Annotated in this window: 13 protein-coding genes and 1 pseudogene; 7 read left to right on the top strand and 7 right to left on the bottom strand. The window is 62.8% G+C overall.

Annotated elements, in window-relative coordinates; genetic code table 11:
- Positions 1–284 precede the first annotated feature (284 nt).
- From ON29_RS35185 to ON29_RS31280, 7 genes and pseudogenes are all read left to right on the top strand, one after another.
- Complete coding sequence (locus tag ON29_RS35185; protein WP_157172961.1) at positions 285–623, top strand: WXG100 family type VII secretion target; 339 nt, start codon at positions 285–287, stop codon at positions 621–623.
- On the top strand, positions 623–925 hold the full coding sequence (locus ON29_RS31245) for a WXG100 family type VII secretion target (protein ID WP_040871806.1): 303 nt from the start codon (positions 623–625) through the stop codon (positions 923–925). The genes ON29_RS35185 and ON29_RS31245 overlap by 1 nt, the downstream gene beginning before the upstream one ends.
- Positions 926–930: 5 nt before the next feature.
- Positions 931–2352, top strand: coding sequence for a hypothetical protein (locus tag ON29_RS31250; protein WP_157172962.1), 1422 nt, complete (start codon positions 931–933; stop codon positions 2350–2352).
- Positions 2352–2705, top strand: a complete 354-nt coding sequence (locus ON29_RS31255; RefSeq protein WP_040871836.1) for a DUF6086 family protein — start codon at positions 2352–2354, stop codon at positions 2703–2705. Before ON29_RS31250 ends, ON29_RS31255 begins: the two co-directional genes overlap by 1 nt.
- Positions 2706–2985: 280 nt before the next feature.
- Positions 2986–3778, top strand: a pseudogene (locus tag ON29_RS35190) (IS5 family transposase).
- A gap of 46 nt (positions 3779–3824) precedes the next feature.
- Positions 3825–4061, top strand: coding sequence for a hypothetical protein (locus tag ON29_RS31275; RefSeq protein ID WP_040871808.1), 237 nt, complete (start codon positions 3825–3827; stop codon positions 4059–4061).
- A 497-nt stretch (positions 4062–4558) separates the two neighbouring features.
- Positions 4559–4867, top strand: a complete 309-nt coding sequence (locus tag ON29_RS31280) for a hypothetical protein (protein ID WP_157172963.1) — start codon at positions 4559–4561, stop codon at positions 4865–4867.
- 54 nt (positions 4868–4921) lie between these two features.
- Here ON29_RS31280 and ON29_RS36245 read toward each other — a convergent pair whose 3' ends face one another.
- The 7 genes from ON29_RS36245 to ON29_RS31315 all read right to left on the bottom strand — a co-directional run bounded on the left by ON29_RS36245 (position 4922) and on the right by ON29_RS31315 (position 23815).
- Positions 4922–6232, bottom strand: a complete 1311-nt coding sequence (locus tag ON29_RS36245) for a hypothetical protein (RefSeq protein WP_157172964.1) — start codon at positions 6230–6232, stop codon at positions 4922–4924.
- 613 nt (positions 6233–6845) lie between these two features.
- Positions 6846–7691 (bottom strand): phospholipase D-like domain-containing protein, encoded by an 846-nt coding sequence (locus ON29_RS31290; protein WP_157172965.1) that lies wholly within the window; start codon positions 7689–7691, stop codon positions 6846–6848.
- Positions 7688–9508 carry a hypothetical protein gene (locus tag ON29_RS31295; RefSeq protein ID WP_157172966.1) on the bottom strand — a complete coding sequence of 607 codons (1821 nt, stop codon included), beginning with the start codon at positions 9506–9508 and terminating at the stop codon, positions 7688–7690. Before ON29_RS31295 ends, ON29_RS31290 begins: the two co-directional genes overlap by 4 nt.
- Positions 9509–9522: 14 nt before the next feature.
- On the bottom strand, positions 9523–12978 hold the full coding sequence (locus ON29_RS31300; RefSeq protein ID WP_157172967.1) for a DEAD/DEAH box helicase family protein: 3456 nt from the start codon (positions 12976–12978) through the stop codon (positions 9523–9525).
- 147 nt (positions 12979–13125) lie between these two features.
- The gene (locus tag ON29_RS31305; protein WP_157172968.1) at positions 13126–15498 is read right to left on the bottom strand and encodes a DISARM anti-phage system protein DrmE domain-containing protein; all 2373 of its coding nucleotides are present in this window, start codon (positions 15496–15498) and stop codon (positions 13126–13128) included.
- Positions 15495–17747 carry an MBL fold metallo-hydrolase gene (locus ON29_RS31310; protein ID WP_040871815.1) on the bottom strand — a complete coding sequence of 751 codons (2253 nt, stop codon included), beginning with the start codon at positions 17745–17747 and terminating at the stop codon, positions 15495–15497. Before ON29_RS31310 ends, ON29_RS31305 begins: the two co-directional genes overlap by 4 nt.
- The gene (locus ON29_RS31315) at positions 17744–23815 is read right to left on the bottom strand and encodes a hypothetical protein (protein ID WP_040871816.1); all 6072 of its coding nucleotides are present in this window, start codon (positions 23813–23815) and stop codon (positions 17744–17746) included. The genes ON29_RS31310 and ON29_RS31315 overlap by 4 nt, the downstream gene beginning before the upstream one ends.
- Positions 23816–24687 lie beyond the last annotated feature (872 nt).

Consider the following 24687-nt stretch of genomic DNA (forward strand, 5'->3'; position numbering starts at 1 on the left):
CTTCAGTACGGGCTGCGGGACTACGGAAGGCGGCTACTGGGATACGGTACGTCGTTGAAACCTGATGTAGCTGTTGCACTCTGGGTGACAGTGGGCCGGACCTGGCGATGGGTCAGCCGGTCGGGAGCTCGCGTGGCGGAAGAGTCCGGTGCGCACTACCGGGGCACGGCACTGTGTTGCCTATCCGCGCGGCCACGAGATCCAACTGACTGCCGGTAGAGTTGATGCTATTGCGTTCGGGATCGGTCGTGGCTAAGGTTTTCTTGATGTCTGGAGGGGGGCGTGTGTCAACCGAGCAGGGTTCGCCCGGAACAGATTTCGCGTTTGTTCCGGATGAGGTGACCGATGCGGGCGTCTACGTCGAGCAGGTCGCTAGTTCTCTGATCATCGGGTTGAACTCGCTCGACCGTGAGGTTTCGAGCGTCCTCGACAATTGGAAGGGGTCGGCGGCAGACGCATTCGGTGAAGGCTGGACGGCAGCCAAGGAGGGCGCTGCCACCGTACTGGATGCGCTCGCGGCCATGGGTGGACTTCTTGGCGTGGCAAGTAAGTCCATTGCTGGCCGCGATATTTCCAGTGCAACAAGTTTTCATTCGCTAGACCTACCGGAACTGAATATGTGATGGCCGACAACTTCCGGGACTTCACCTTCGATATCGATGAGTTGGACCAGCTCGTCACCCGCGCCAATGGATTCATTGGGTTCCTCACCGAAAGTCTCGACGGACTCAACCACCGAATCGCCACCATCCAGCAAAACTGGCAGGGAGCCGCTGCCGCCGCCCAGGAGGAAGCCTACCGAGAATGGGCAATCGGGGCTGCTGCAGTGGTTGAAGGAATCACTGAGATGTACACCGCCGCCGTCACTGCCCGCGACGCCTACAGCGCGGCAGCGGAAATAAATTTGAGAATGAGCGGCGGCTGAACTCAGTGGGCTCAATTTCCCCACAGTCCTATGAGAGCGCGGCCAAGGAATGCTACGATCTGTCGGAGAAATTCCAAACCGTCTACAACGCGATGCAACGCGTCCTTTTGGAAACCAGCGCGATGGCCGGTGGCTATCAGGCGGTCAAGACGTGGTCGAAAGCCTATGATGACCGCGCTGGTGCAGTGACGCTGGTGGCGACCAGCTTCGCGCGGGCATTGCAGCACTTCGGGGACGTTTTGACTGCGGCTGGCTACAACTGGAAGTACGCGGAGTACAAAGCCAACCGCGACCCAAACAAGGGTGTCCCACCATCGTTGCCCAGCGGTTTCCCCTCGGAACTACCTTACGGCCCCGGCATAGTTAACGGTGTCGCGTCATCGGGAACTTACAGCCGCGGACTCGAGACGGACTGGACCGAATTGCAGGACAAGGTCACTGCGCTTGTCTCTGGCGGCGAAGTCCCTGACGGGGACACCGATAAGCTGGCGCGCGCCGCAACCGCATGGAAGACCTTCGCTCATTCAGACCCTGTATACGGCGGCAAGGGGCGACTGTTAGTGGTCGCCTCCGGGCTCGAGCGTGGCTACGGATCCAACGCCCCGAAAGATATCCCGAACCTCGTAGGCCACCTTCGTACGCTCGCTACCAGCGTCGGCGATATCGAAGCCGCTGCCCGCGACATCGCGGCCGCAGTCGACGCCCACAAGGTTCCTTTGACCACGATGCGCTCGGACATGAACACTCAGTTCGCCATGGTGGTGGTCGTCACCGCCATTCAGATCGGGCGTTCGATGGTGCAGGTCAAAGAGCCACCAACGAAGCAAAAGACACCGAATGGGCAAAAAACACCCCACGAACGCCAAGAAGAGATCGACTTCCTGGACCAGGCTGCCGGAGCTTTGGCTGGTCCTGCCAACACATTCCTCACCGCGCTCGGCGGCTTCACCTTTTCCGTGGCCGTTCTGACAACGGGCGGGCTGCCCACCATTGTCGAGCTACCGATACTCCTGACTACATCGGACCCGAAAACGGATGTCACGTTCACTGATCCACGCCGACCACACCTAGGTAGCGACGGAAAATATCATGTGAAGGATGGGGATCGAGAAGTACAGATCGACAATCCGAATGATACGTCCAAGACAATCACCGATATTGATGAGGTCAAGAATGGGGTCCTATGGGAGGAGAAGTCGGCCACGAATGCCGCCGATGTTGACAAGTGGATTGCGAAACAGGTGGAAAAGAAGTTGGGGTCCTACATCGAGGCTCGACAGTATATCGATGGCTATGAGCAGGCCCCCATCGGACTCCGGTTCACGACCCCTGGCGCCGATCCCAACTTTCGGGCGCAGGTAGATGCTGCAGTTGAGAAGATGCGTGCCGAAAATCCCGGCGTCCAGATTCTAGTAGAGTGGGCATGATGAGCTACGCATTCGAGGTTGGTGACCAGACGGTATGGAGTCCGTCGTTGCGGGTAGGCGACCTGTTCGTACGCATGCATACCGACACTTGCTCAGTGTTGGGTACTGCAACCGGCTTGACAGCGATCGCCAGCGATATGTACGAGATAGATATCGAAGTCTTCGAACGCGCGACGTTGACCGCCTTCAATGAGTACTCCTCGTCCCAGAATGCCACTTTCAAGGCAATGCTGGGCGCAACGCTGGGCCCAGCGGTCAATATCCTCAACTACTGCCAGCGTCCACTGACCCCTAGGTCCAATGAAGAAAGCGCTTTTATCTCCTGGGCAAATGGCCTCAGTATGCCCAGATAGTGCTGGTCGCACAGATCGCCCGCGCGTTGCGGAAACGCTGCTGGGCGTGCCACTGTGGTGCGAGCTTCTCAATGAGCACCTCGCCGAATGGGAGTCGATGATCGGTCCTCTCGATGAGGATCCGAGATCACTTCGGGAAGCGCTGCTCTTGCTGCCGATCGTGATCATCGATGGGATTGATCCGGCACCGTTGAAGACGTATCTCGGCGGCGCGGATAAGAGCTCCTAACAGGTTCTGGTGAGTGGCGATGACTGTTGTTGCGGTGCAGTATGTTTCGTTGTGGCGGCACCGTGGGTCGTGGATGACGAGTTGTGGGCAGTGATCGAACCGCTACTGCCGGTCCGGGCGCCGGGAACGCCGGGGCCGGCGCGGATGTCGACCGGCTGGTGTTCCAGGGGATCTTGTTCGTGCTGTTCACCGGGATCGGTTGGGAAGACCTGCCCCAAGAACTGGGATTCGGGTCCGGCATGACCTGCTGGCGGCGAGTGCGGGACTGGCAAGCGGCCGGGGTGTTCGAGGCGCTGCACCAGGCGATGCTTGCCCACGCCAACAGCGCCGGGTTGATCGATTTCGACCGGGTCATCGCCGACGCCTCGCACGTGCGGGCGAAAAAAGGGGCGCCGCGACCGGTCCGAGCCCGGTCGACCGCCGTAAAACAGGATCGAAACACCACATCCTGACCTGCGGGAACGGGCTACCTCTCGCGGTCGCGCTGTCGGGCGCCAACATCAACGACCACCTGATGCTGCCGGAGTTGCTTGACCGGGTCCGGCCGCTGCGCGGCAGGGCGGGTCGGCCACGCCACCGGATCAAGACACTGATCGCGGACAAGGGCTACGACTATCCGCGCGTCCATGCCGACCTGCGGCAACGTCGTATCACCGGCTACATCCCCCGCCGCGGCACCCGCGACAAAGTGACAGGGCGATGGATCGTCGAGCAATCCCTGGCCCTGCTGCACCAGTACCGGCGCCTGGCCACCCGCTGGGAAAGACGCACCGACATCCACCAAGGATTCCTCGACCTCGCCGCTGCCCTCATCTGCTGGCGAAGACTCCGCAACCGAACCTGATAGGCGCTCTAAGGACGAGCGGTCACTAGAGCTACTGCAGCGGCTCGTGGAGAAGCTTGACGATGAATCGAACTGTACTGCCATCCTGCGTCATCTCAGGGAGTTCCGCGCGAAGGATGGCGTGGCGCACTTTGCCGGATCGGAAGCTCGAGCGACCCAAGCGGCGCTGGGAATCGAGGTCACGACGAATGTGGAGGCGTTCGAGTCGGTGATCGCACGGATCACCACCATGCTCGAAACCATCACTGGTCTAATGGAAGCTGCACTGCCCGAAGCGGCGTAGACCCTAATGGATGGAACGGTGATGTGGTCGTCGCTGGCTGACGGGGCGCAGCGAACTCACGGGGCGGCGAGACCGCTGCTCGCCTTCCTGCATGCTGTAGATCACTTGGTCGACCGGGCGAAGTGCATGTCGCAGGTTCGCGACCCCAGGAGTCGAACCTGCGACATCTCACCTGGGGTTTTGCGTCCAGCGGCGGCCTCGCGTGGGAGTGTGCTGACCCGGAAAACGTTCTGACCTGCGGAAACATTGTCGCAAATTTGTGCCCTCGGCAGGAAACCCAAAACATGGGCAACTGGGAAACGCCTGGTCATGATGGGTGCTTACCTGGTCTAAGCGTCGTCGCGTTCCGGCACTGGCCGCTGGCCATTTCATGTCGACGCGTCGTGGGCAGGGCTCCGAACGTGGAACCGGGGATAGCCTGTGGCTGCTTCAGGTGGGTCGGCATCTCTCCGCGCGCCTGCCGGAACTTGGGTGTGTTCCAGTCGAGAATCTCTCGCGTGGCCGATGACGAGGGGATCAATGCTGCTGACTCGGTGTTGTTGGAGTCGGGTGATGTGCCGGTGAGTCGGGACGCGGTGGGCGTCGAGGGTGGCGACGAAGGTTGTGCGGTCGCCGGGTCGAGCGATGGGCGGATCGGATCGGTCGGCGGGCGGGTTGTGGACGCGGTGTGTTCAGGGGTGGCGGCGTCTTTCGAGGTTCGATATGTCGGTGGTGCGGAAGGGGAACGGCTCGCCGTTGTTCAGGCGAAGGCGATAGCGGTGCTGCTGAGGTGGCAGGCAGATCATTGCGACGTCGATCGGTGCTGATTCCACCGTGCGGGCGATGGGACCGAGTTTCTACCAGATCCAGGTCGGTGCATGCTAATCGTTCGGTTCCCAGTCGGTCTGCGTCGTCGCCCTGCCTCTTGTCACAAATGGGTGTCTGGCAACGGTCCGCTGTAGCTTTTCGCGCCATGCTCCGTCGAGACTGCCGATCTGTAGTGCGATCTTCCCCACCGCGTGACAGAAATCCTCCTCGTCTGTTCGTACCTGCGGACCGTGGGCAATGAACTTTTCCAACGCGTGGTCGGCGGCAGTCACTAGGTCGAGTATTAGGTCGAGGTTGCATGCGCGACGGTGCGCCTTCGCGTGGTCGATATCGTTCTCGGCGTGGACAACCTGAAAGCCGATTGCGGTGAACCCGGCTGCTTGTAGAGCGCTGAAAAGCGCAGCCCATGCCGCCGGGTCGCGGTTCGCGTACGACAGGACGAGGTGGCCATTGGGTTTCAAAGCCCGTCGCATTTCGCGGAAGGCTCGCGTGAGGGTTGCTTCATAGGCGTCAGTGTCGACGAGGGTGGCCGAGGATACGACTGCTTCGCCATCGACGCGAGTGGTGTCCAATCCGGCCCAAGCGCGGAAGATTTCGGAGAGCTCTCCGTACTTCACGTCATCGTGATATGGCGGATCCGTACATACCAGGTCGATCGAGTTGTCCGTGGCAAGAAGCCTTGTGCTCGACCCTATGACGACTCGGACATCAACGGTCCGGGATCCGTTGGAACGACGCTGTTCGGCGGGTAGTGGCCCGACGACATGGGGAGCACGTCCGAGGCGTTCGGCGTACCAGTTTCCTGCCTTTGCGAGATGGGCCAATCGGCGACCGACAGTACCCCGCCCCGACTGTGGAGCACCCCACACATTCGGTTCGGCGGCCAAGGTGGCGACGTTGTAGCGATGATTGGCTATCGCCTCGTATGCCTTGAGGTAGCGGGCGTCCCATCGGGACAGATAGCCAGCCATTTCGACGGAACCTAGCACGGCGGCATACAGCGTGGAAGCGACGGCTGCGTCCCCCGTGACGACGGAATCGATCTTGTCGACCAGTGCGTCGATCACCGCATGCTGGCGGCGTGGCATCACCTGGTCCCAACGTGTCATGCCGTAGCGGTGGAGAACGGCGGTCTCCGTGCCGGGCGCGATCATCGGCAGGCGGCGCTGGCTCGGCCACGTGGTGTCCGCGGCGATAGTGAGTTCGTGTTCGGTTGGGGGTCCGATCTCTCGACGGCCCGGTACGGTGCGCTCGACGAGAATCGGTTCCCAGCGCATCCCTCCGGCCTTCCAGATGCGGCCGGAGTAGCCGCATCGGCAATGAAATCGACGGCCCGTGGTGTATCGCGCGCCCGGGTCGATCATTCGCTTGCAGTTTCGGCATCGGGTGCACCGATCTGTGGGTCCGAACTGGAGGTGACCGGATGGGCAAGCGAGCCAGCCGGCATTGCCCCCCTGATCGACGCGTTCAGTGAGACTGACTATTCCTGACGGAAAGAGTCGGACCGCGTCGCGGCATGTCGGGCAGGTGACCACTGCGACCCTGAGAGTGTGCGCTACTGTCGCGGGCGTCCCGTCCTCGAATGATGTGGAGTATGCGGTATCCAAGAGCTGTGACACCGCTGCCCTGAGTCGGTCAGCTGCAGGTTCCAGGCGATCGGCCGGAGGGAGCGAGAGCATCGTGGTGAGGTTTCGGGCTGCCCACAGGTTGATGTCTTGGGCGTAGACCCGGTGGCCGCGCATCAGAGCGGCCAGCGCGATGACACCGCCGCCGGTGAATGGATCAGCGACGACGAGTCGACCTGGTTGGTCGATATTGGCCGCGTCGATAAGGGCTCCGGTCACTGCCTCGGTACGCCGCGCCCACCACCTATAGGTAGTGATCGGTGGCAGCACGGTTTGTCGGGAGCGGGCTTCGGCGCGGGCGCTGGCGTTTATCCCGGCTACGTCGAGGTGGCGAAGCACGCTGCGCCAAGGGTCAGTTGGAGCCATCATCGGCTCTACTATGCCGGATGTCGGTTGTCCGAAACGGCGGGGCGGGCGGGTTATCTGTGAACAAGCCAGCCATTTCGAGCTCTCCGAGGAACCTGACGAACCGTTCTGCTTGACCTGCGGTCAACTCGACGCCCGCCTCGATATGGCCACGGAATCCCCATGACGTCAGGTTCGCGGTGCCGAGGTAACCGATCCGGCTGTCGGCGATCACGAACTTGGCATGCAGCATGGTGGGTCTGGGACCGCTGAACCACCGCAGAGCGACTTGGCCGTTTTCCGTTAGTCGACCGAGGTGGCGATGCAGCGACGCCCTATGATGCTCCTCGACCGGGCTGTTCGCGTACACCACGGCAGTGATGGCGCGGACCTCGAGCGCCGGTATCAGCACCTCATCGAGACGGTCGAAACCTGCGGGGTTCCAAAACGCCCCTCCCAGGTGCAACGTGCGCGTTGCGTTGCGAATCACGTCGAGCACCAGGCCATCGAGGCGTTCCGCATCGCTTACGGTTGCGGTTTCAGCCGGCGCGGAAAGTACGAGCCGCTGCTCATTCGGCGATTGGGAGTCGGGCAGTGTGCTGGTCGCCAACACCTCGCACACGATGACCAGTTCGGCTGCCCGGTGCGCCACCGGGACACCGTTCTCGGTTACCACCCCGGTGTCGACCAGTTCCCGGCGCGCGGCGTACACGATGTCTCCGGTACTTCGCGGGAGTGCCTGTGCTCCCTCGTCCAAGATCCGAGCGGCGAGACGAACGGCACCCTTTCGGCTGCCGACCGTTTCGGCGAGCAGTTCAGCAAGCGGAACGAGGCCGACAATGCCAGTCGTCACACGAGGGTCCGTCGCCGTGTCCACAACCAAAAGCGGCGCAGTAGCTTTCGGTCGAGGTCAGCATTCCAGACCCTGCATCCGAAGGAAATGTACAGGCAACGATCGCAGGCGGCGTAGGGTCGAAATGTCGAAGTCTGCGAGCACAACGGGTCGTTGTCACAGTGGTCCATAGCATCTGCGGCACGCTCGAGCCATGGCCCAATTCGGCGACGTTGCACAGTATCGAAGGCTCCGAGGGTGAAATCGGCATATGACACCACATAGATGGCCGAAGTCAACGCGTCGGGGACGATCCACTCGGCAAGGCTGGATTCGCCGAAACCACTTCGGCCGTCGTCCAGAGCGCGCAGCAGAGCGTGCGAGGCGGAGTGCACCAGACGCCGGATGACTCCAGCGCTGTCGTCTCCGCTGCCAGGGCCTCCTGCCAGAATTTCGGCGACGGCCAGTTTCGCCTCACGCGGCGTGGCGGGCAGCGTGCCTGCCCACAATCCATGGTGCCGTAGAAATCCGAGTATCATCCGCGCGTCGAAAGTGATCAGCAATGCCTCCGTGTCTGCGGGCACGGCGAAGATCGGAGTCTTGTTGCTATATTGACGAGGTGCTGCGTACGTGCGTAGATGCGCCTGGCCGGGCTCGCGGACTGCTCGGGTATAGCCGTAGCTGGCAGTCACGATCGGAAAGCTCTGTGTGACGGATATGTCTTCGATGCCCAGAGCTGCTATTGCGTCAGCGACAGCAGACGTGCTGGTGATCGCCGCGGTTCCGGAGGAGCTCGCCGCGACATCGGCGAAGCTGCGACGATCTGTGATGATGTTGCGGTCGAACAAACCCGCGCGTTCAACCATGGTCCGGGCGCTGGCCATTCTCATGGCTGCACCGCTCACGCCCGCCATTATCGCGGCCGGCCCGACCGTGGCCGGTGCTTGCAATGCCCGAATAGCGTCAATGGTTTTCTCGTCGACGTAACTCGCCCGAAGCTTGGCTTCGGTCTCGGCCCACTCTTTCGGGGATTGGCGCGGGCCGGTGTCGGGCTGGTCGAGCTCGGTGAGCGATGCGGCTAGATTCTGCTCATCCCCGAGCCAGGAGGCCAGCGCGGCGACACCGCGGTTACTACTGCGTTGGAGGTTGTCGTAGGTCTGGTTCGAAGAGATGTTGAGGATCGTGAGGCCATGGGGATACCAGAGGTGTTGATCGCGTGCCGTGTAGCCCTGACGGTAGGGCTGCTGGTTTTCGCGAGCGTATTGGCGGCAGTCACATGGAGTGAAGCGGGTGCTCACTGCGTTGCCGCAGGTGCGGCATCGCCACGATGATGCTCGGAATGACCCGAGATCATCGAGATACATGTTGGCGTCGTTTCTGCAGCTCGAGCAGGACGGGGTGTGAAGAGGTTCCATTGACCCGCAGTTGTGGGCTGTGAGATAGCGGAGTTGCCGCATTTTCGAGGAGCAGTGCCGACAGCGGAGCTGACCTGTCGCCCCGGTATCGGCGACGAGGCGGTCCTGCCGCCACCATCGCCGGACACGCCCGCAAGCCGAGTTCGTGCACTCGAAGGTGAGCGGGAAGACATCCCAGACTACTTCCTCGGGCTTGATGAATACGAATTCGTCTCGATTCGTCCGCGGATTCGGGATACCTATCTGGTCGGGACGCCAACGGCTGATTTCGTCTGTTAATTCGTCCAGCAAAACCATCTGGTTTATTTCACCGCTTACTCTGCGCCCGTCGATGCGGTGGACACGTGCATAGAAACCGTCGTCGTGAGCAAAGACCGCACCGGGCAGGTAGCGGTACAGAATTTGGGTAGTCGAGCGCTGCATCGTCGGGAGTCTCCTCAGGCGTACATGCAGGAAATGACCTGTTGGGCTTGGTTGCCGCCGCGGAATTCGGTTGGGGGTTGCACATCGCGGAGGCTGGTCATGGCGGGTCCGGTGAACAATTCTGTGAGCCAATCGGAATACCACTGCTGGAGACGTGGACGTTCGATCTGGTTCCAGCGGAGCAGGGCGTCGTCTACGAGCCGCTGCTCGTCTGCGGACATGACGACATCCGAAACCGGGCAGCGAAACGCTCTTGCGATTCGCTCGTTGAGTTGAGGAAGGAAGTTCGCAGCTCTGGCGTTCCACCATGCGCTGAACTCTCGGGTTTTGCCGATATTCGCGCTGGTCCCCCAGTTGGGGTCGCGGGTTTCGTCCCACAACAGAGCGCAGATGATTCCCGGCAGGGTTCGCTCGACGGCGCGGCTCGCGAACCGATTGACCGGAACCGGTTCGACCATACGTTCCAGGGCCGCATGGGTGGTGAGGAAGCTTTGGTACATCGACGTCTCGCGACGGTTGTTCCGATCGAAGATATCGATCACGAGCCCCACATGCCTGCGGCCTGCCCTCGCGGTCGCCTGGATGTAGTGAGCATAGGTAGGTGGCATTCCTGCGAGGATCTCGAAGTTCAGCCGGTCGAGATCTACGCCGTGGGACACGACGGAGGTGCCCACCATGCCGCGAATACGCTCCGCGCGGCTCAGCGTGGGATCGGATGCTTGGATCTCGGCGATGATCGCGGCGAGCTCGCCCAGTGATGACTCGCCGGTGAGATATTCGGATCGCACCCGGTCCGCATCGGAGTTGATGAGACGTTCCGACAGGCGATTGAGGTCGTCAACGATGGCTACACCGTGTGCTTTGGAGTTCACATAGGCCAACGCGAGTTCGTATACGAACAGCATGGACCGCGCCTCGGTGGCTGTGAGTGCTACTCCCGCGTTGGCCAGCGCGGCGAGTAGGGGAGCGGGGTCGTCGGTGAGGTAATGGATTCGCTCGATGATGCGGGCGGTCAGATCGCCTGCGAGGTCGACCTTGACTGTGCCACTGCCTGCGGGCAGGACGCCGAGGTAGATACGCCTCACATCGTCTGTTGTCGTTGTGTAGAAGGATTTGTCCACGGTGCCACCGCCAGTGGGGAACATGCGCGGTCGGCGACCATAGACCTGGGACAGCTGGTCCTCGAATTGTTCGATGGTCGCGGTGGCGGCGATCACCTTTGACGGCTCGTTCTGTGCGCCCCGGGCCAGTTCCGCGAGCAGCGTGTGGTAGTGCGCGGCGAAAACACCCAGTTCCTCACGAACAAGGTGCAGTTCATCTTGGACCCACAACGCTGGCGTGGGGTCCTTGAATCCGTTTGGCGCAGTATGCGTCGACGGTGCGGTGGCGCAGTCTTTGGCGATACAGGTTTTGTGTGTGTACCAGCCGTGCTGCGGGCACATGGCTCGTGGACCTCGGTTGATGGCGGTTAATTCGCCGTTGCGGGCGAAGGCGCATACCTTGTCGATTGTCGACACGATGACCGAGGATTGGTAGCGGGTGGTTTCGTCGTCGCTGGCGTGTATTGCCAGCACATTCCCGCAGGAACGGCATACATGTAGCAGTCGCTGATCGGTGATGTCGCAATCCAGACCGACGCTATTGTCGTCTCCACAGGCGGGACAGGCCCCCACGAGCCGTCTCTGGTCACGCTCTGACTGAGATTTTTTGGCGAATTCGGACAGGCCCGGCCACCAACCGTGGGCGTCGGGGTATGCCAAGCGGTTCGGGGTGTTGCCCGATCCGACAAAGTAGCCGAGCGAGAATGGGTCTCCGGGAAGGTGCCGTGCAGCACGTGCGATCTCCGCGTGATGCAGAATCGCGTTGACTCGCGAGAGTTGTTGTACGGACAGCATTCGCAGCGGAAACAGCAGCCATGCACTCGTGCCGCGCTCCTTGCCACGAAAACGGTCGTAGAAGAGAGCGACCACGATAAGCCCGAGATACGCCTCGGTCTTTCCACCGCCGGTGGGAAACCAGAGGACATCGACGGCATCGAGCTCGGTACGCAGGCGCGGGTCGGTTGGGTTTTCGCGGCCAGCCAACGCCGTGAGCTCGGACACAATGAAGACCAATTGGAAGAGACGCCATCGGGCGGTCGAGCCGCGCGACGCTGCAAAAGCAGTGTTGGCAAGTTCGAAGGCGCGGGCAAGGTGTGGATCGGTCCGCAGCAGATCCAATCCGAGCTCGAAACGCTCAACCTCGGCCTCGAACTGATCTTTGAGCGCTTGGATCTGACGCCGCTCGTCGGCGTTCCGAGCTGCGCTGAAGTCCCAGCCACGGTAGAAGTCTCGCATTTCCGCGCTGAGCGAACCTAATACGGAAGTCCAGTTGTCGATGAGGTTCCCGAAGGAGATGTCGGTCAACTCGGTGGAATCGGTTTGATGCTGGGTGTGGATCGGGAGGGTGTCTGCAATCACTACATTCGACTTGTCTCCTCGTCGAGCGACGCAGCCGCGGCCCCGGCCGAAAACTGTTGCGCGGGTCGCATAGCGGCAGTCATTGTTGGCGAACCCGAGTTGACGGGTCAGCAGCTCAGGCGTGTGGACGGTGACCGAGAGTGTGGTGTCGTACAGGGCCGGGTCCTGCAGGCCGCGTGCCTCGATCACCAACGAGTTGGTGATCGACACCGAGACGGCGGTGTCCCCATCGACTGTCGGCAGTGTGGAGACGGTCAAACGGGGGATCGGAGCGATCGGCGTCCATCGCGGATCGCGGCGCGAGTCGATCGCCTGACGAAATGCAGCCTCCGTGCTGGAGACCGCGGCCAGCGGCAGTGTCTGGTTGTTTGTCAACTTCCAAAGCGCGGCAGCCTTGGTGTAATGGTCGTTTACCGCGGCCTGCGCGTCGGCTGCCAACGGACATCCCCCAGCCAGCTCATCGCTGATGCGCGTGTACTCGTCCCCGGTGACCGGGATGGACATGGATACGCTGAGGCGTCGTTGGTCGCGGTACCAGGTCGGGTTGAGCGCGACCGTCGGACGGCGACGGGACGTACTCGCGGTGGAAGTCGTCCGCCGTGCGGCCTCTTCCGACACCTCGATGAAGGCAGGCAAGAGTTGCTGATAGATGGCATAGCCGACGTCGACGGTGAGATCGACGGTGGCCGGAGCGCCTTTCACCACGAAATCCAGACCGATCACACCGCGATTCTCGACCGAAGGTGCGGTGGCAGCAGATGCGGCGCCATCGACCCCGCCGGGGTTGGGCGCCGTCGGTGGCGCGATCGTGGCGCCGAGTACGCCGATGCGGACTTTGCGCTCAGGAGACCAGGGGAAGGGGTGCTCGCCACCGGACCGGTCGGTCAGCGCATCCACCAGTTCCGCGAGGATGTGATGGACGAGGATTTCCTCAGCCCGATTCTCCCGGCTTTGCTCGATACCGACGGGCGGGATCAGGCTACTGGCGTCATGCGAAGTGACTACAGTCATGTCGTCCTCGAATAGTCGTGGAGTGAGCTGGAGCCGATGTCTCTGGCAGGCGAATTCACACCAAGGATTTGGGAAGTGATGTCTTCGGTTGCGCGACAGCATGTTCGGCACAGAGCCTACGCTCTACCGCTGACATCGAGTGCTGGTTCAAACGATCCGACCCGCGAGGTCGACAGGAACATCGGTGGGCTGACCCACACTGGTCACCGTTGCTGCGAGGAATTCGTCCAGGAGTTCGTCTGCGCTCTCGCCGACGAGGCGGCGAAGCTGTCCGACAGCGTCGTCGGCGCGTTCGGAGACAAGTGCTTTCACGAAGTGACCGAGCGAGCGATGCAAGGTGCGGAGCCGCTCAGCGACAGTGCGCAGCAGCCGCAGGTCGGGTGCCGTCTGATGTGCGGCTCTGAAGACTGCGGCGATGTCCTCGGGTACCCGAGGGGCGATGGTTCGGCCACTGGCCCACATGCTCAGCTCACCCGGAGCCCGCGCGCCTGCGCGACGAACCGCCGCTATCGCCACCTGCTGTGTGTCATACGCCTCGAGCACCGAGCGGGCGGCCCGACGGAACTGCCCGAGTATCGCGTCGAGCGAAGCGACATCATCGTTGTCATGGCTGAGGGCTACGAGGCGGGCATGCACGGAATCCGTGCCGTCACCGGCCGGAACGATGATCGCGTCACCGGGGTGGACATGACGCAGGGGCAGATAGCGCTTGTCGTCGGCCACCACGAGTACAGGTGTGGCGAGGTCGCCGTCCTGGTCTATCTCATTCGGCACCCACCAAATTCGTCCGTCTTCGAGGTGAATCGGTACGCAGCTTTCGGTTTCGTCGGAGCTACGCCAGTCGCCGAGCGTCGCGCTGAGCATTGATGATTCCATGGCATCGCCTGCGCGATCGAGCACATCGAGGAGCGAAAGCTCAGGTATACGCAGTTCGGATGGTACTGGCGGCGTGCTGTGGATCTCATCGGCGGATAGTGGGCCGGCGACAGCAGTCGGCTCGGATGCACCGAACGCCTGAAATGTAGTGCGCCGCCACGCATCGGTCGTGGCGTGCCAACCATGCAGCCTGCGCCGCAGAGCAGCGTCTTCGGCTTCGTAAGCGAGCAGCCAGGTCGCGCGCGCTTCACCACTGAACAGCAGGGCGAAATGCCGCGGTGGGGGATTGCCGGTAAGGATCTGGATGTCAACGTGCCCCGGCGGGTAGCGCTTGGCGAAGGTGTCGACCTCGACCCTTGTACCGATACGTGTCCACAGTGCGATCTGCACGTCGGTCCGATTCGCTCCGTTGAGCGATTGTCTCGTAGCGACGGCTGCTGCCTTGCTGTGGCAGCGGATCACGATCCGCCCGCAGCTGCCGCGCTCCGCGCGTGCCAGCAGCTCCCAGAGGAGGCTGAGCTTCGGATTGGTTTCATCGAGATGCCGCCACAGCGTTTCCACGGCGATCTTGAGTTCACCCCATCGAGCGACGCTCCAGGCATACCATGGGCCGGTGCCCGTGAAGGTCATGCTTCTGAGAGCACGTCGGAGGGCGTCGGGGCCTTCGCCAGGCCGGTCCGCGAAGGCGCACGCTCTGCGATAGTCGTTCACCGCCGCAGCCAGGCGGGTTCCTGAATTGAGCAGCTTGGTCGAGTAGTCGAGCGCTCGTGGCATGAGCCCGTCGGGCCGCGTCGCCAGACAGACGAACGAGCGAGCAATCGCAGCATTGATCTCGTTGCCGCCGGCACGGTATATCGTGAGTGGGGGCTGCTTCTCATGCCACAGCATCCACATGCTTGAGAGTGAACTCGGCGACGGCTCTTGCCGGTTGAGTTCGTAGACGAGTGCACTCACCTCCGCATCGGTCACGGGGAGGACAAGAGGCGTGGAATCGGTTGCGGTCACGATTTTTATGAGGGATTCGTCGCCGATGTCGCCGACGACAACCGTCGAAACAGCCGAATGCTTCGACGCCCAAGCGAGCACTCGCGCACGGCTATCCGGGTTGGTGATCGAGGTTGCGTCCAGGACAACAAGTGGCGGGTTGCATTGCGGCAGAGTGGGGTCGCCGACTCGAGTGTTGAAGTAGACGAGAGAACTATCGCAGGAACGGGGCGTGGCGCCAACCGCCGGAACGAGCTCTCCTCCGCGGGAAAGTCGTTGTGCCGATAGCGGGTTGCCTCGGTCGAGGGCCATACTGCGATAGTTGCGCATACGGAGCTGCCGGAGCTGCTCGGTCAAGTCCACGTCGAGTGCGGCAAGCACGACGGGTCCGGCGACCAACGGTACTTGCAGTCGCAGCAGGTGCACACAGATCGCGAGCGTGAGCGCGATCCTATGGTTGGCACGCGGCAGCTGAACGACTGCCGCACTTCGGGGCATCCGGTCGATAACGTGGTGGCTGAACGCGACCAGCAGTTGGTCGACCGCGGACACAGGTACGGAAATCTCGCCATCGACAAACGTGCTGAAAGCAAGGCCATCCAATCCCGTATCCGCGGTTCCCGGGAGCAACACGCTGATGAGGGATACCTCCTCGGTCACTTGAGTGCCTTCCGATTGCGAGAGAAGCTGTCGAGCTCCCAGTGCCGGGTGGGGGCGACGCGGAACCTGCGGCGGGTCAGATTGTCCGCGAAATCCCTTTGTGCGGAGGCAAGCCCGTGCACCAACATCACTTCGTGCGCGCCGACCTCGGCGATGATGGAGGACAGGCCCTTTCGGTCGGCGTGCGCCGACAGACCGAACTTCGCGACTCGAGCGTTGACCGTGAGCTCCTCACGGTCGAGTACGAACGTCGCCTTCCTGGTGGTTTTCGCCAGCTCGAGCAGCTCGAACCCCGGGGAGTCCTCGTCCTGATAGCCGGCGAGCAGCAGCGCGGCGTTCGGGTCCGGCAGGATCGAGCGTGCCCAGGTCACCGCCGGACCGGCTGTCAACATCCCTGACGTGGTGACTACAACTCCGCGCTGGAACGTGCGCATCAGCTGATTCCGTTGCCCTGGCTGCACCGCCGACACCTGCTCGCCATAAATCTTGAGCGGCCGAGGGGTTCCGGCGGTCTGCTCCTCGTGGATCTTCGCGATATCCTTGGCCATCCCATCGATGAGAACCGGCACATTCGGCAATCGATCGCGTAGCGTCAACGCGACTTCCTGCGCCCTCCCGAGGGCGAAAGCCGGCACGAGCACCCGCCCGCCGTTCGCCGGATCACCGACGGTCTCGGCCACCATCCGGACGAACTTCTCGACTTCGGCTTCGCGGTTTGAAATGCGAGGCCCACAGTACGTCGATTCGATGACCAGTAGATCCGACCCGCGCGCCACATCCGGCACCACCAGACCGGGAACACTCAACTGGGCCAGGTCGGACACATCTCCGGTAACAGTGACCCGGTTCGGGCCTGCCGATACCACCACACCGGCCGCGCCGAGGATGTGACCAGCCGGAAACAGAGTGACCGTGACACCGGCGGCGATCTCGACGGTCCGGCCGCACCGCACCTCCTTGATGCGGCGCTGCGCAGCATGGACCTGCACGGTTCCGTACGGCGGCTCCGCCAGCGGTTCATCATCCCGGACATGTTGCCCACGCGCTCGGTCGAACACCCGCACCGAATCGTTCCACATCGTCGGCAGGATCGCCGCGGTCTCGGGTGTACAGATCACCGGCACAGTGGGGTATTTCGCGGTCAGCGCGGGAACATACCCGGCGTGGTCGTTGTGCGCGTGCGTGATCACGATCGCGGCGATCGGCCCGGCCAACGCCACATCGATATCTTCTGGTCCAGCTTGGTCGATCCGCTTGTTGGCACGCATCCCGGCGTCGATGAGAATCCGGATGCCGCCGACGCTCACCAGCATGCAGGAGCCGCCGATATCGGTGCCGCCGCCCAATGGGGTCAGGGCGATTTCACGCGGCTCGCCAACCCACACCGATTCCACTGGTGCGGGTGGCTCGAGCAGGGCATTGAGTATCGACAACAGTACGTCCGGCGCCACATCGGCCCGGGCTAGCGCCGCCGCGAGCTTCGGGTCGGCCACCGACACCGGCGCCGATGGCCGGGCAGCGAGGGCAGTCGCGACAGCTTCACGCTCGCGCGGGTCCATATCGATGTCCTCGATTATCGGGTGATCGACCGATTCGGGGAGAATCGCAGTCTTCAACACCGCAGCCGCAGCTGACACATCCGTGACCCATTCCGCCGCCCGTGCACGCTCGGCGGCCAGCTCGGCTCGCAGTGCCTCGATGACGGCCAACGAGTCGTCCCGGTCCTCCTCGGCGGTTGTGAGGTCACGACGCAACCGATCGGCCTCCGCATTGGCATAGTCGCGTTGTATCCTCGCCCGGTCGCGGGCTGCACGCGTCTCGGTGAGGCGTCGTTCGAGCCGTTCCAGCCGACGCATCGCGGCCGGGGGGACCGTGCCGCGAGCATCCGTGACCTCCGACTGTGCCTCGCCGTCGCCCCCGGTCTTTGCGGAAGACTTGGCCCGTCCACGGGCCGCCCGGATCGTGCGCGGGTCACACAGCTTCTTCGCCGCGGCGGCACTGACCGCGGCATCGTCAGCCAACAGCGCCACCACCAGTGAATGCGTCTCGGTCAACTCGTCTCGGTAGTTCTGCCCGAGTTCGGCTCGCAAGGCGCGTACCCGCGCCACGAGTTGGAGCAGTCCGGCCTTATTCGCCCGCGCGAATGCGTGCGGGTCGATCGTCTGTTCCGCATATGCCTGTGACTTCAGGGCAGCTCGGGCAGCGTCGAGGAGTATCGCATCGAGCAGTTGCGGCGCGGTCCGGCTCATCCGTGCACACGCCGGGTCGCGGCTACCATGACAGGTTCGAGTGCGAACCGCCCATCCTCACGTGAACCGATGAGCACCCCGAGCATATGCAGCACTTCGACTACGTCTGCCGTGTCTTTGTACCCGGCGGGGGCCAGCTTGTTCGGGGTGAGTGCCTCGGATTCATCGCTGCTGCCCTCGCTATGCATGGTGAGGTATTCCGCGAATGTCTCGAGATCGGCGCGATCGTCGGCGCATTCACGCACGAGCAGATCCCATGCTTGACTCAGCGCCTCATCGCTGCGAACTCCCGACGCCTCGACCAACTTACGGCAGTGCTCGCGGTCGGTCAGCCGATCGCGGATCTCACGCAGTGGGTCCGAGCGCAGTCCAGAACCGTGCTTGGTCCAATTATCGGCGACGATGTTCAGCAACATCGGCCAGCCACCCGTAACCGCGAGCAATTCGTCACGAGCCGCGTTGTCTTGGAAGGGCAAGGTCGTCTCGGTCAGCCACAGCCGCAGGTCGGTCCGATCGTAGCGGCGCAACTCGGTAAGTCCGGAGGATATGCTGGCCTCCCGCCCCGCGGCCGGCCATGCCGGCGCTTGTGCGGGCCCGGACACGAGCACGATCCCCAAGGTGCCGCCGGAGTGGACGGCGATCAGCTCCCGTGCCTGTTTCCATGTCGCCGCAGCGACCTCCCAGGTGACGTTCCTCAGCAGGTCCACCAGCACGATCACGTGACCATCGGGGGCTTTGTATGCCCCTTGCTGACAAACTTTGGCAAGCGTTGTCGGACTCGCTCGCACAATGTATTTGCGATGTCCCGACACCGCACGTTCGTTCTCGTCCTGTAGTGCTTTCAGACACCGTTCGATAGTCAGCGCGGGCGAGCCTATGACGTGGCGGACTTGACTGCGCGCAGCCAGCAGATCCGCGATCTGCTGCGACGTCAACGGCCCGCGGGTCGGACCTCCGCTGAACTCCGGCCGCATCATGCTACCGTCGAAACTTTCCGGCAGCTCGATGGACTCGGCTTGATCGAGAACCGCCTCCACCTCCTCTTTGGCACCGAGCAGGTCGAGCACGTTCGGTGTGCGCAGCCGGTATCCCTTGGCCGTGTAGGACAGCACACCGAGATCGACACATTCATCCAGCAGCGCCCGGAACTCTCCGGCGCGAACGTCCTCGGGGGAGAATCCGGTGGGCCACCACGTCTCGCACTCGGCGCGCAGCTCGCTCGGCGACATCGTCGCGTCGATGCCGCCGGCGTGCGCATGGAGTGCGACGCTGTAAGCGATGATCTTGTATCGCGGATCGAGGTCGAGAGTCCAATCGAAGCGCTTGCGGAAAGACTTCCGCAGACCCGGGTCCGCCCACACTCTTTCGATATCGTCGGCGATCACGGTCTGCGGCGGAGCGTCTTCGGGCATCGCGTCGGATTGCAGGTTACGCAGCAACTGTGCGGCGAACAGCTGAATGAGTGCGGGCTGGTTGTTCGCGAGTGCGAGAACGCGGGCTGCGTGATCAGGGTCGTCGAAGTGATAACCCAACGCCCGCAACGGACGAGTCAGCAGATCATAAGCGGCCTGAGGTGCCAGCGGGCCGACGCAGACGGGTTCTCCAAAGTGCGCGAGCGGATGGTTCGCGAGGCGATCGAACCTCGCCGTTTGATGCAGCCCGGCGAATACCACCTTCACCGCACGTCTGGTCCGTTCCATCAGCTCCTTGAAGTGGGTCACGTGCGTGAACATCCCATTGACAGCTTCGGCATCGCCGTCGAGGAATTTGTCGGATTCGTCCAGGAGAAGTAGCAGTTGCCGCTTCGGTCTGGCCGAGACCCACTCCGTGACGTGTTGGGTGAGCGCACCGGCGACATCACCCGCGGGCATATCCGGTGGCACGATGTCCCGCTCGGCCAGCAGCGGCCACAGCGTCGTCCACACCGCATCGACCGGCACCGCTCTCCCGATCTTGAAGATCGACTCGTAGATCGCATGCCGGTCTTGCTTGTCATCGAACTCGCGAGCCGCTTCCAACAGCAGCGCCGACTTGCCGAGCTGACGTCCGCCGTACACGATGCAGGGGCCCATCATGTCGATGATCTTGCCGCGTTCGTCGTTGCGGCCGTAGAACATCTCTTGGCGGATACTCGCCCCCGGAACGTCCGGTGCGAACGGTGCGGACGCTGTGAACGGCAGCAGCGTCGACATCGTGATTTCCCGATTCGGTTCCGGCTGGCACGACAGATACGCGAACGCGGCGTCATCGATCACGATCGTCGCGGGCAGCCGCCGGTTGCGACGGAACAACGCCGCCAGTTCGCGGCGCGCGTCGGAGGCGAGCACACCGAAGTAGAGCACCACGATGGAATGATCGTTCGGCTCGTCGCGCAGCATCTCCACGAGTTCGCCCGGTGTCGGGGCACGCCAGATGCCCAGCAGACGCAACGAGTCGCCGGACGGACTCATCGCCGACCCGAATGCGGGCAGTAGAGCTTTGCCGAAGCTGGCCCGCACTTCGTGCAAGTCCAGCCACGTACCGCGGCTGCCGGAGTGCCCGCGCCGTGCGGGCGGATTGGTTGCCTTGTCGAAGGTGAATCCGACCTGTCCGAGAATCGACTTCACGTTACCGATCCCAGCTTGGAAGGACCTGTTTTTCGCAAGCAGAGTCCATTGCTCGATCCGGGACGATGCGGTCGTTCCGCGACCGACCCGTCGAAGCTCGATCTCGGCGTGGCGCAGCGTATCGCGGAGCGCACCAGCCGGGAGATCGTCGGTCGACACGCCCGCTTCCAGAGCGTCGTGCAGTTGGACGAGCATCGGGCGTCGGTCAGCACCGTGTCCGGGGCGATCGGCGGCGAACGCGTCCGGAAAACCACCCATGAAATGGCACAGGTGGTCGGAGGCGGCGTGCTTGGCGGGCAGTTGGCGACCGGCTCGGATCGTCTCCACGTATTCCGCCGCGGTGGTCAGGTCACCTTTGTCGATACACTGCTGAATCCGCTCCACGGCGTCGGCGGAGATCTCCAGGGTGTCGAGCGCGCTTCTGACGGTGCTGATTTCCAACTTCACAGCCTCGGCTCGTTCGAGCTCGAGCTCGCTGAGCCTGTCGAGCACGATGTCGAAGTCGCTGCGAGCGCCGCGATGCGGAGTTTGACAGGCGCGCACGCGGGTAGTCAGATCGGTCCATTTATCCACGGTCAACCGCCCGGACAACCGGTCGGAGTCGATACGAGCCGCGAGTGCGGCGGCGTTTTGATCCACTTGGTCGACGGAAGCGTCGATGGCCTTCTCTCGCTCCGCCGACAACTGCTGTGCGAGCCGCGAGTTGCGTGGTCGCAGCGTTTCGATGAGCAGCTGGGTCCCCACCTGATCATGTCGCGCGGCGCGCTTGTCGAATGCCTTGATCCAGCCGTTGTCGCCGGCGCGTAGAGCGTCGAATGCGGTTTGTATGTCGGCCAACTCGACCGAACCGCGTGGCTTGATCGACGGGTAGAGTTCCACGGCAGGCGCCAAAGTCAGGAGCCCGTTGAGCGTGCGCGCGGACGAGGTCTCAGGCCCGTCGACAACCTCGGTGCCCATGAGCAGGTCCAGTGCGTTGTTCAACAGTTTCAGCCCGGCATCGGTCGCGGCATCGCGGGCCACGTCCCCGCTGTCACCCAGCACTGCCAATTCAGCCAGTGCTGGTTCCCGGACCGCGGCCACCTTCGCCCGCAACTCCGCGATTGGATCGGTCATCCACGTACCACCGTCGGACGGCAGCACGTTCTCCGTCGTATCGACCCATCGTGCCAACAGTTCGGTAACCTCACCCGCCCAGTCGAGCAACTTGATCCGCGCTCCGGCCTCGATCCGCTTCGCGCTCCGCTTTCGGCTGCGGGCTTGCGCGGCTGCCCGATCAAGGGCTTGCTCGAGACTGCGCGGGGTGCGCAGATCGGCGACACGGGTTCGGACGAACTGCAGGTCTTCCAGCGACGGTGTCCCAGATGCGACGATATTGAGAGGTACACCGAGATAACCATCTTCCGGCGCCATCCAAACCTGCCACAGTTCGGTTGCCGGGCCGTATTTGATGGTGCGATTCGGGGCGTTCCTGAGCTTGGCGGCTGCCTCCCGGGCGAATGCGTCGTGTTGCGATGCAGCCTCCGACGCCTCGATCACCGCATTGACATTACGAGGAGTCAAGTACACCCCGGCGTAGATCGCGGCCTGCAGCACTTCCGTCAGCTCGGCGACCGCGTCTCCGGAGCGCACGACGCTCGCGGACGCACGCAGTGGATCGGATGCCCCCGTGATCGGAGACAGCAAGCCTGCGCGCACCGATGCTCCGTACACGAGCATTTGCAGACCGGGATGGTCTCTGAGATCGCGTGGTTCGAGATCCGCGATAGTCGAGGCGAATTCGGCGGCATTGGATCCGGCGGAGGTCTTCATCGCGGCGGCGAGCGCCGCGAGCCGGTGCGCAGCTTGAATCGAGGTGTCGGCGTTTTCCGCGACCTTGGCCCAGTAGGCCAGTGACAGTTCGCCTGATCGGAGCAGTTCGCTGTACAACGAGTCCGAGCCTGCTGCCTTCGGTGCGACCGAGGCGGGGGCCGGGGGCGGGACAGCTGGGGCCTGCGGCGAACGCGGCATCGGGACGATGAGGTCCAATTGGGCGAGAACATCTTCGAGCCCCGGTTCGGTCTGCTGTCCAGCAGATCGAACCTCGTTCGTCGTATCCGTGCGCGAATCGGCGACAGTTGCGTCGGCGCCACCGTCCGCTGCGTCACCGTGGGTCGTAGCGGCACTGTCGTCACCAGTGGCATCGCCGCTGAACCTGGCTGTGTCGTCGTCCGCCGGGCGGTCGTCGGGCAGGGCCGCATCGGCGTAGGTGACGGGCGGTGGGGTGAGCGTATCGCTGAGGGCGAAGGCGCCGGGGGTGTTCACGAAGGAGAGCAACGAATTCGCGGCGGGTAGTGCGGCTGCCTTGACCATCTGCTCGAGTTCGTGGGCACGCTGAAGGTCTCGGCCTGCGAGGGTGATGAGTTCCAGCAGCGCCAGGAGAGCGCCGACCGTCTCCGCATCGCTGTCAACTGTCACATCGCAGGCCAGAGCCTGAATCAGCGTGATTTGCTCGGCGAGGAAGTCCGGCCCGGTCAACGCCGCAAGACGTCGAACTTGCTCGACCCGCTCATCGGCGGCATCCGCCTCAGCTACAGCGTCGTGGGCTCGCTGTAAGGCCGCTCGCGCCGTGTCCAGGTCAGCGACCGACTCATCGGCGGTAGCAGCTGCGGCGGCCAGCAGCACGCGCAGATGCACGGAGAATTCCACGATCCCGGCAATGTCGGTAGTCTCGACTGGCAAGCCCGCAGCGATCGTGCGAGTGAGAGTCGGTAGGACTTCTGCGGTAATCGACTGCCGCTCCTGCTCCAGTCGCTCACCTGCGGCAATGAACTCTGCCAGTAGGGTCGGGTTGTTCCCGGTACGAAGTTCTCGGACCGCTTCGGCCGAGAGGTTCTCGGTCAGGCCGGTCATTCTGGACTCGAGGACATCCGCCGCAGTCACGCTGAACAATCCGACCGCCTCCGGCATGCTCGCTTCCTCGTCACTGACATCAACAGTCTCCGAATCGTCTACATAGTCGATATCGCTCAGTTCGGAAAGGATCTCGACAAGCTTCTCCAGGGAAGCGGGCACTTCCGGCAGAAGCGGATATCGCTCCCGAACCGACCCCCACACGTACTGGATGGCATCGATTTGCGCTGTGCTCCAGAATGCAGGCGGGTCCGCGTGTAGCCAGGCGAGGGCGGCCACATCCCCCGCGTGCCTGCCGACAACCATTGACGACCAGGCCGCCGCCCGCACTACCGATGTAGAACCAAAGTCTTCGATATCGATCGTATCGGCGTCGTTCCAGTTATTCATCAGCGATTCAACTGTCTGCGGCAACTCGTCAGGACGGGCGCGCAGGATCGCGGCGAGTTGGCGTTCGGTCAGCGCGACAGTTGCGGCGGTCACCGCGATCGCTCCGTGGAAGCAGTCGTGGAGGATCCGCGCCGCACGCTCATCGTCGGCGCGAGCAAGGCTGGACTGGACCGCCGTGGCCATCGCGGTCAACGATGCGCCGCTGCGATGCTTGAGATGTCGGTACAGGGAACTGGTTTCGACACGAGTCAGCTTTGGGACCTCCGCGATGAGGTTGCCCCGGCTGATGGCGCTTGCCGCCGACTTCGAGAGCCTGGCTCGCCGTAGGATCTGGGACTCGTCCTCAGTAAGCCGTACGTCCGTTGAATAGTGCTTGTCACCATGGGACTCGCTCAAAATGGCTACCCTTCACTCGCATTAAGGCCGATATCCCTGCAACTCGGGCGTGTCGCGGTCGGCCCGGTAGAGCCGTACGACCTGACTCCGATGGCCCATCCATACCACAAGCTGATCCCCTGATGTGTTGAGTCGCAGTAGATCTGAAGGCAACGGCCGGTTGCGCCGCGCCATGCGCAGCAGTGCCACGGGCCCCGGTTGCGGCGCAGGTTCTCCTAGGAGGTCGGCGTACGACTGCGACGCCCGATCAGTATCGGGCGGCGGCTCCATCGCGGAGGGCAGATCTAAATAGTGCCGGGCGACCCAGACAAGATCGGCCTCGGCAAGCAATGTCGCGATATCGGCACCGCAGAAGACATCGAGGGATCGAACCACCACCCGGCTCCGATCTTCTGCGTAGAGTAGGGGATCTCATCGTGTTCGGGTGCGGTTAATGACGCTGTCTTGCAGTGTATTTCATAATTGAAGCATCGCGGGCGCGGATTGTGAGTTGTAGGAGTGATCAAACCGCTGATCCCGGTCGCGGGTGGTGGAACGTCCGAACTCGGCAAACACCGACGATTCACCACGTTGACTGCGGACAAGGGCAAGGACAACACCTCCGAGTGACACCCGCGGGCCTCATCGCATCGAAGTCGGCTGATCTTGAAGTCCGCCGA

The sequence above is a fragment of the Nocardia exalbida NBRC 100660 genome, assembly GCF_000308575.1.
GTDB classification, from domain to species: Bacteria; Actinomycetota; Actinomycetes; order Mycobacteriales; family Mycobacteriaceae; genus Nocardia; species Nocardia exalbida.

Excerpts from the sequence above, each read along its gene's own strand:
- ON29_RS31245 (WP_040871806.1), top strand. The coding sequence starts at position 623 with ATGGCCGACAACTTCCGGGACTTCACCTTCGATATCGATGAGTTGGAC.
- ON29_RS31255 (WP_040871836.1), top strand. The coding sequence starts at position 2,352 with ATGAGCTACGCATTCGAGGTTGGTGACCAGACGGTATGGAGTCCGTCG.
- ON29_RS36245 (WP_157172964.1), bottom strand. The coding sequence starts at position 6,232 with ATGATCGACCCGGGCGCGCGATACACCACGGGCCGTCGATTTCATTGC.
- ON29_RS31295 (WP_157172966.1), bottom strand. The coding sequence starts at position 9,508 with ATGCAGCGCTCGACTACCCAAATTCTGTACCGCTACCTGCCCGGTGCG.
- ON29_RS31300 (WP_157172967.1), bottom strand. The coding sequence starts at position 12,978 with ATGACTGTAGTCACTTCGCATGACGCCAGTAGCCTGATCCCGCCCGTC.
- ON29_RS31310 (WP_040871815.1), bottom strand. The coding sequence starts at position 17,747 with ATGAGCCGGACCGCGCCGCAACTGCTCGATGCGATACTCCTCGACGCT.
- ON29_RS31315 (WP_040871816.1), bottom strand. The coding sequence starts at position 23,815 with ATGGCCACGGCGGTCCAGTCCAGCCTTGCTCGCGCCGACGATGAGCGT.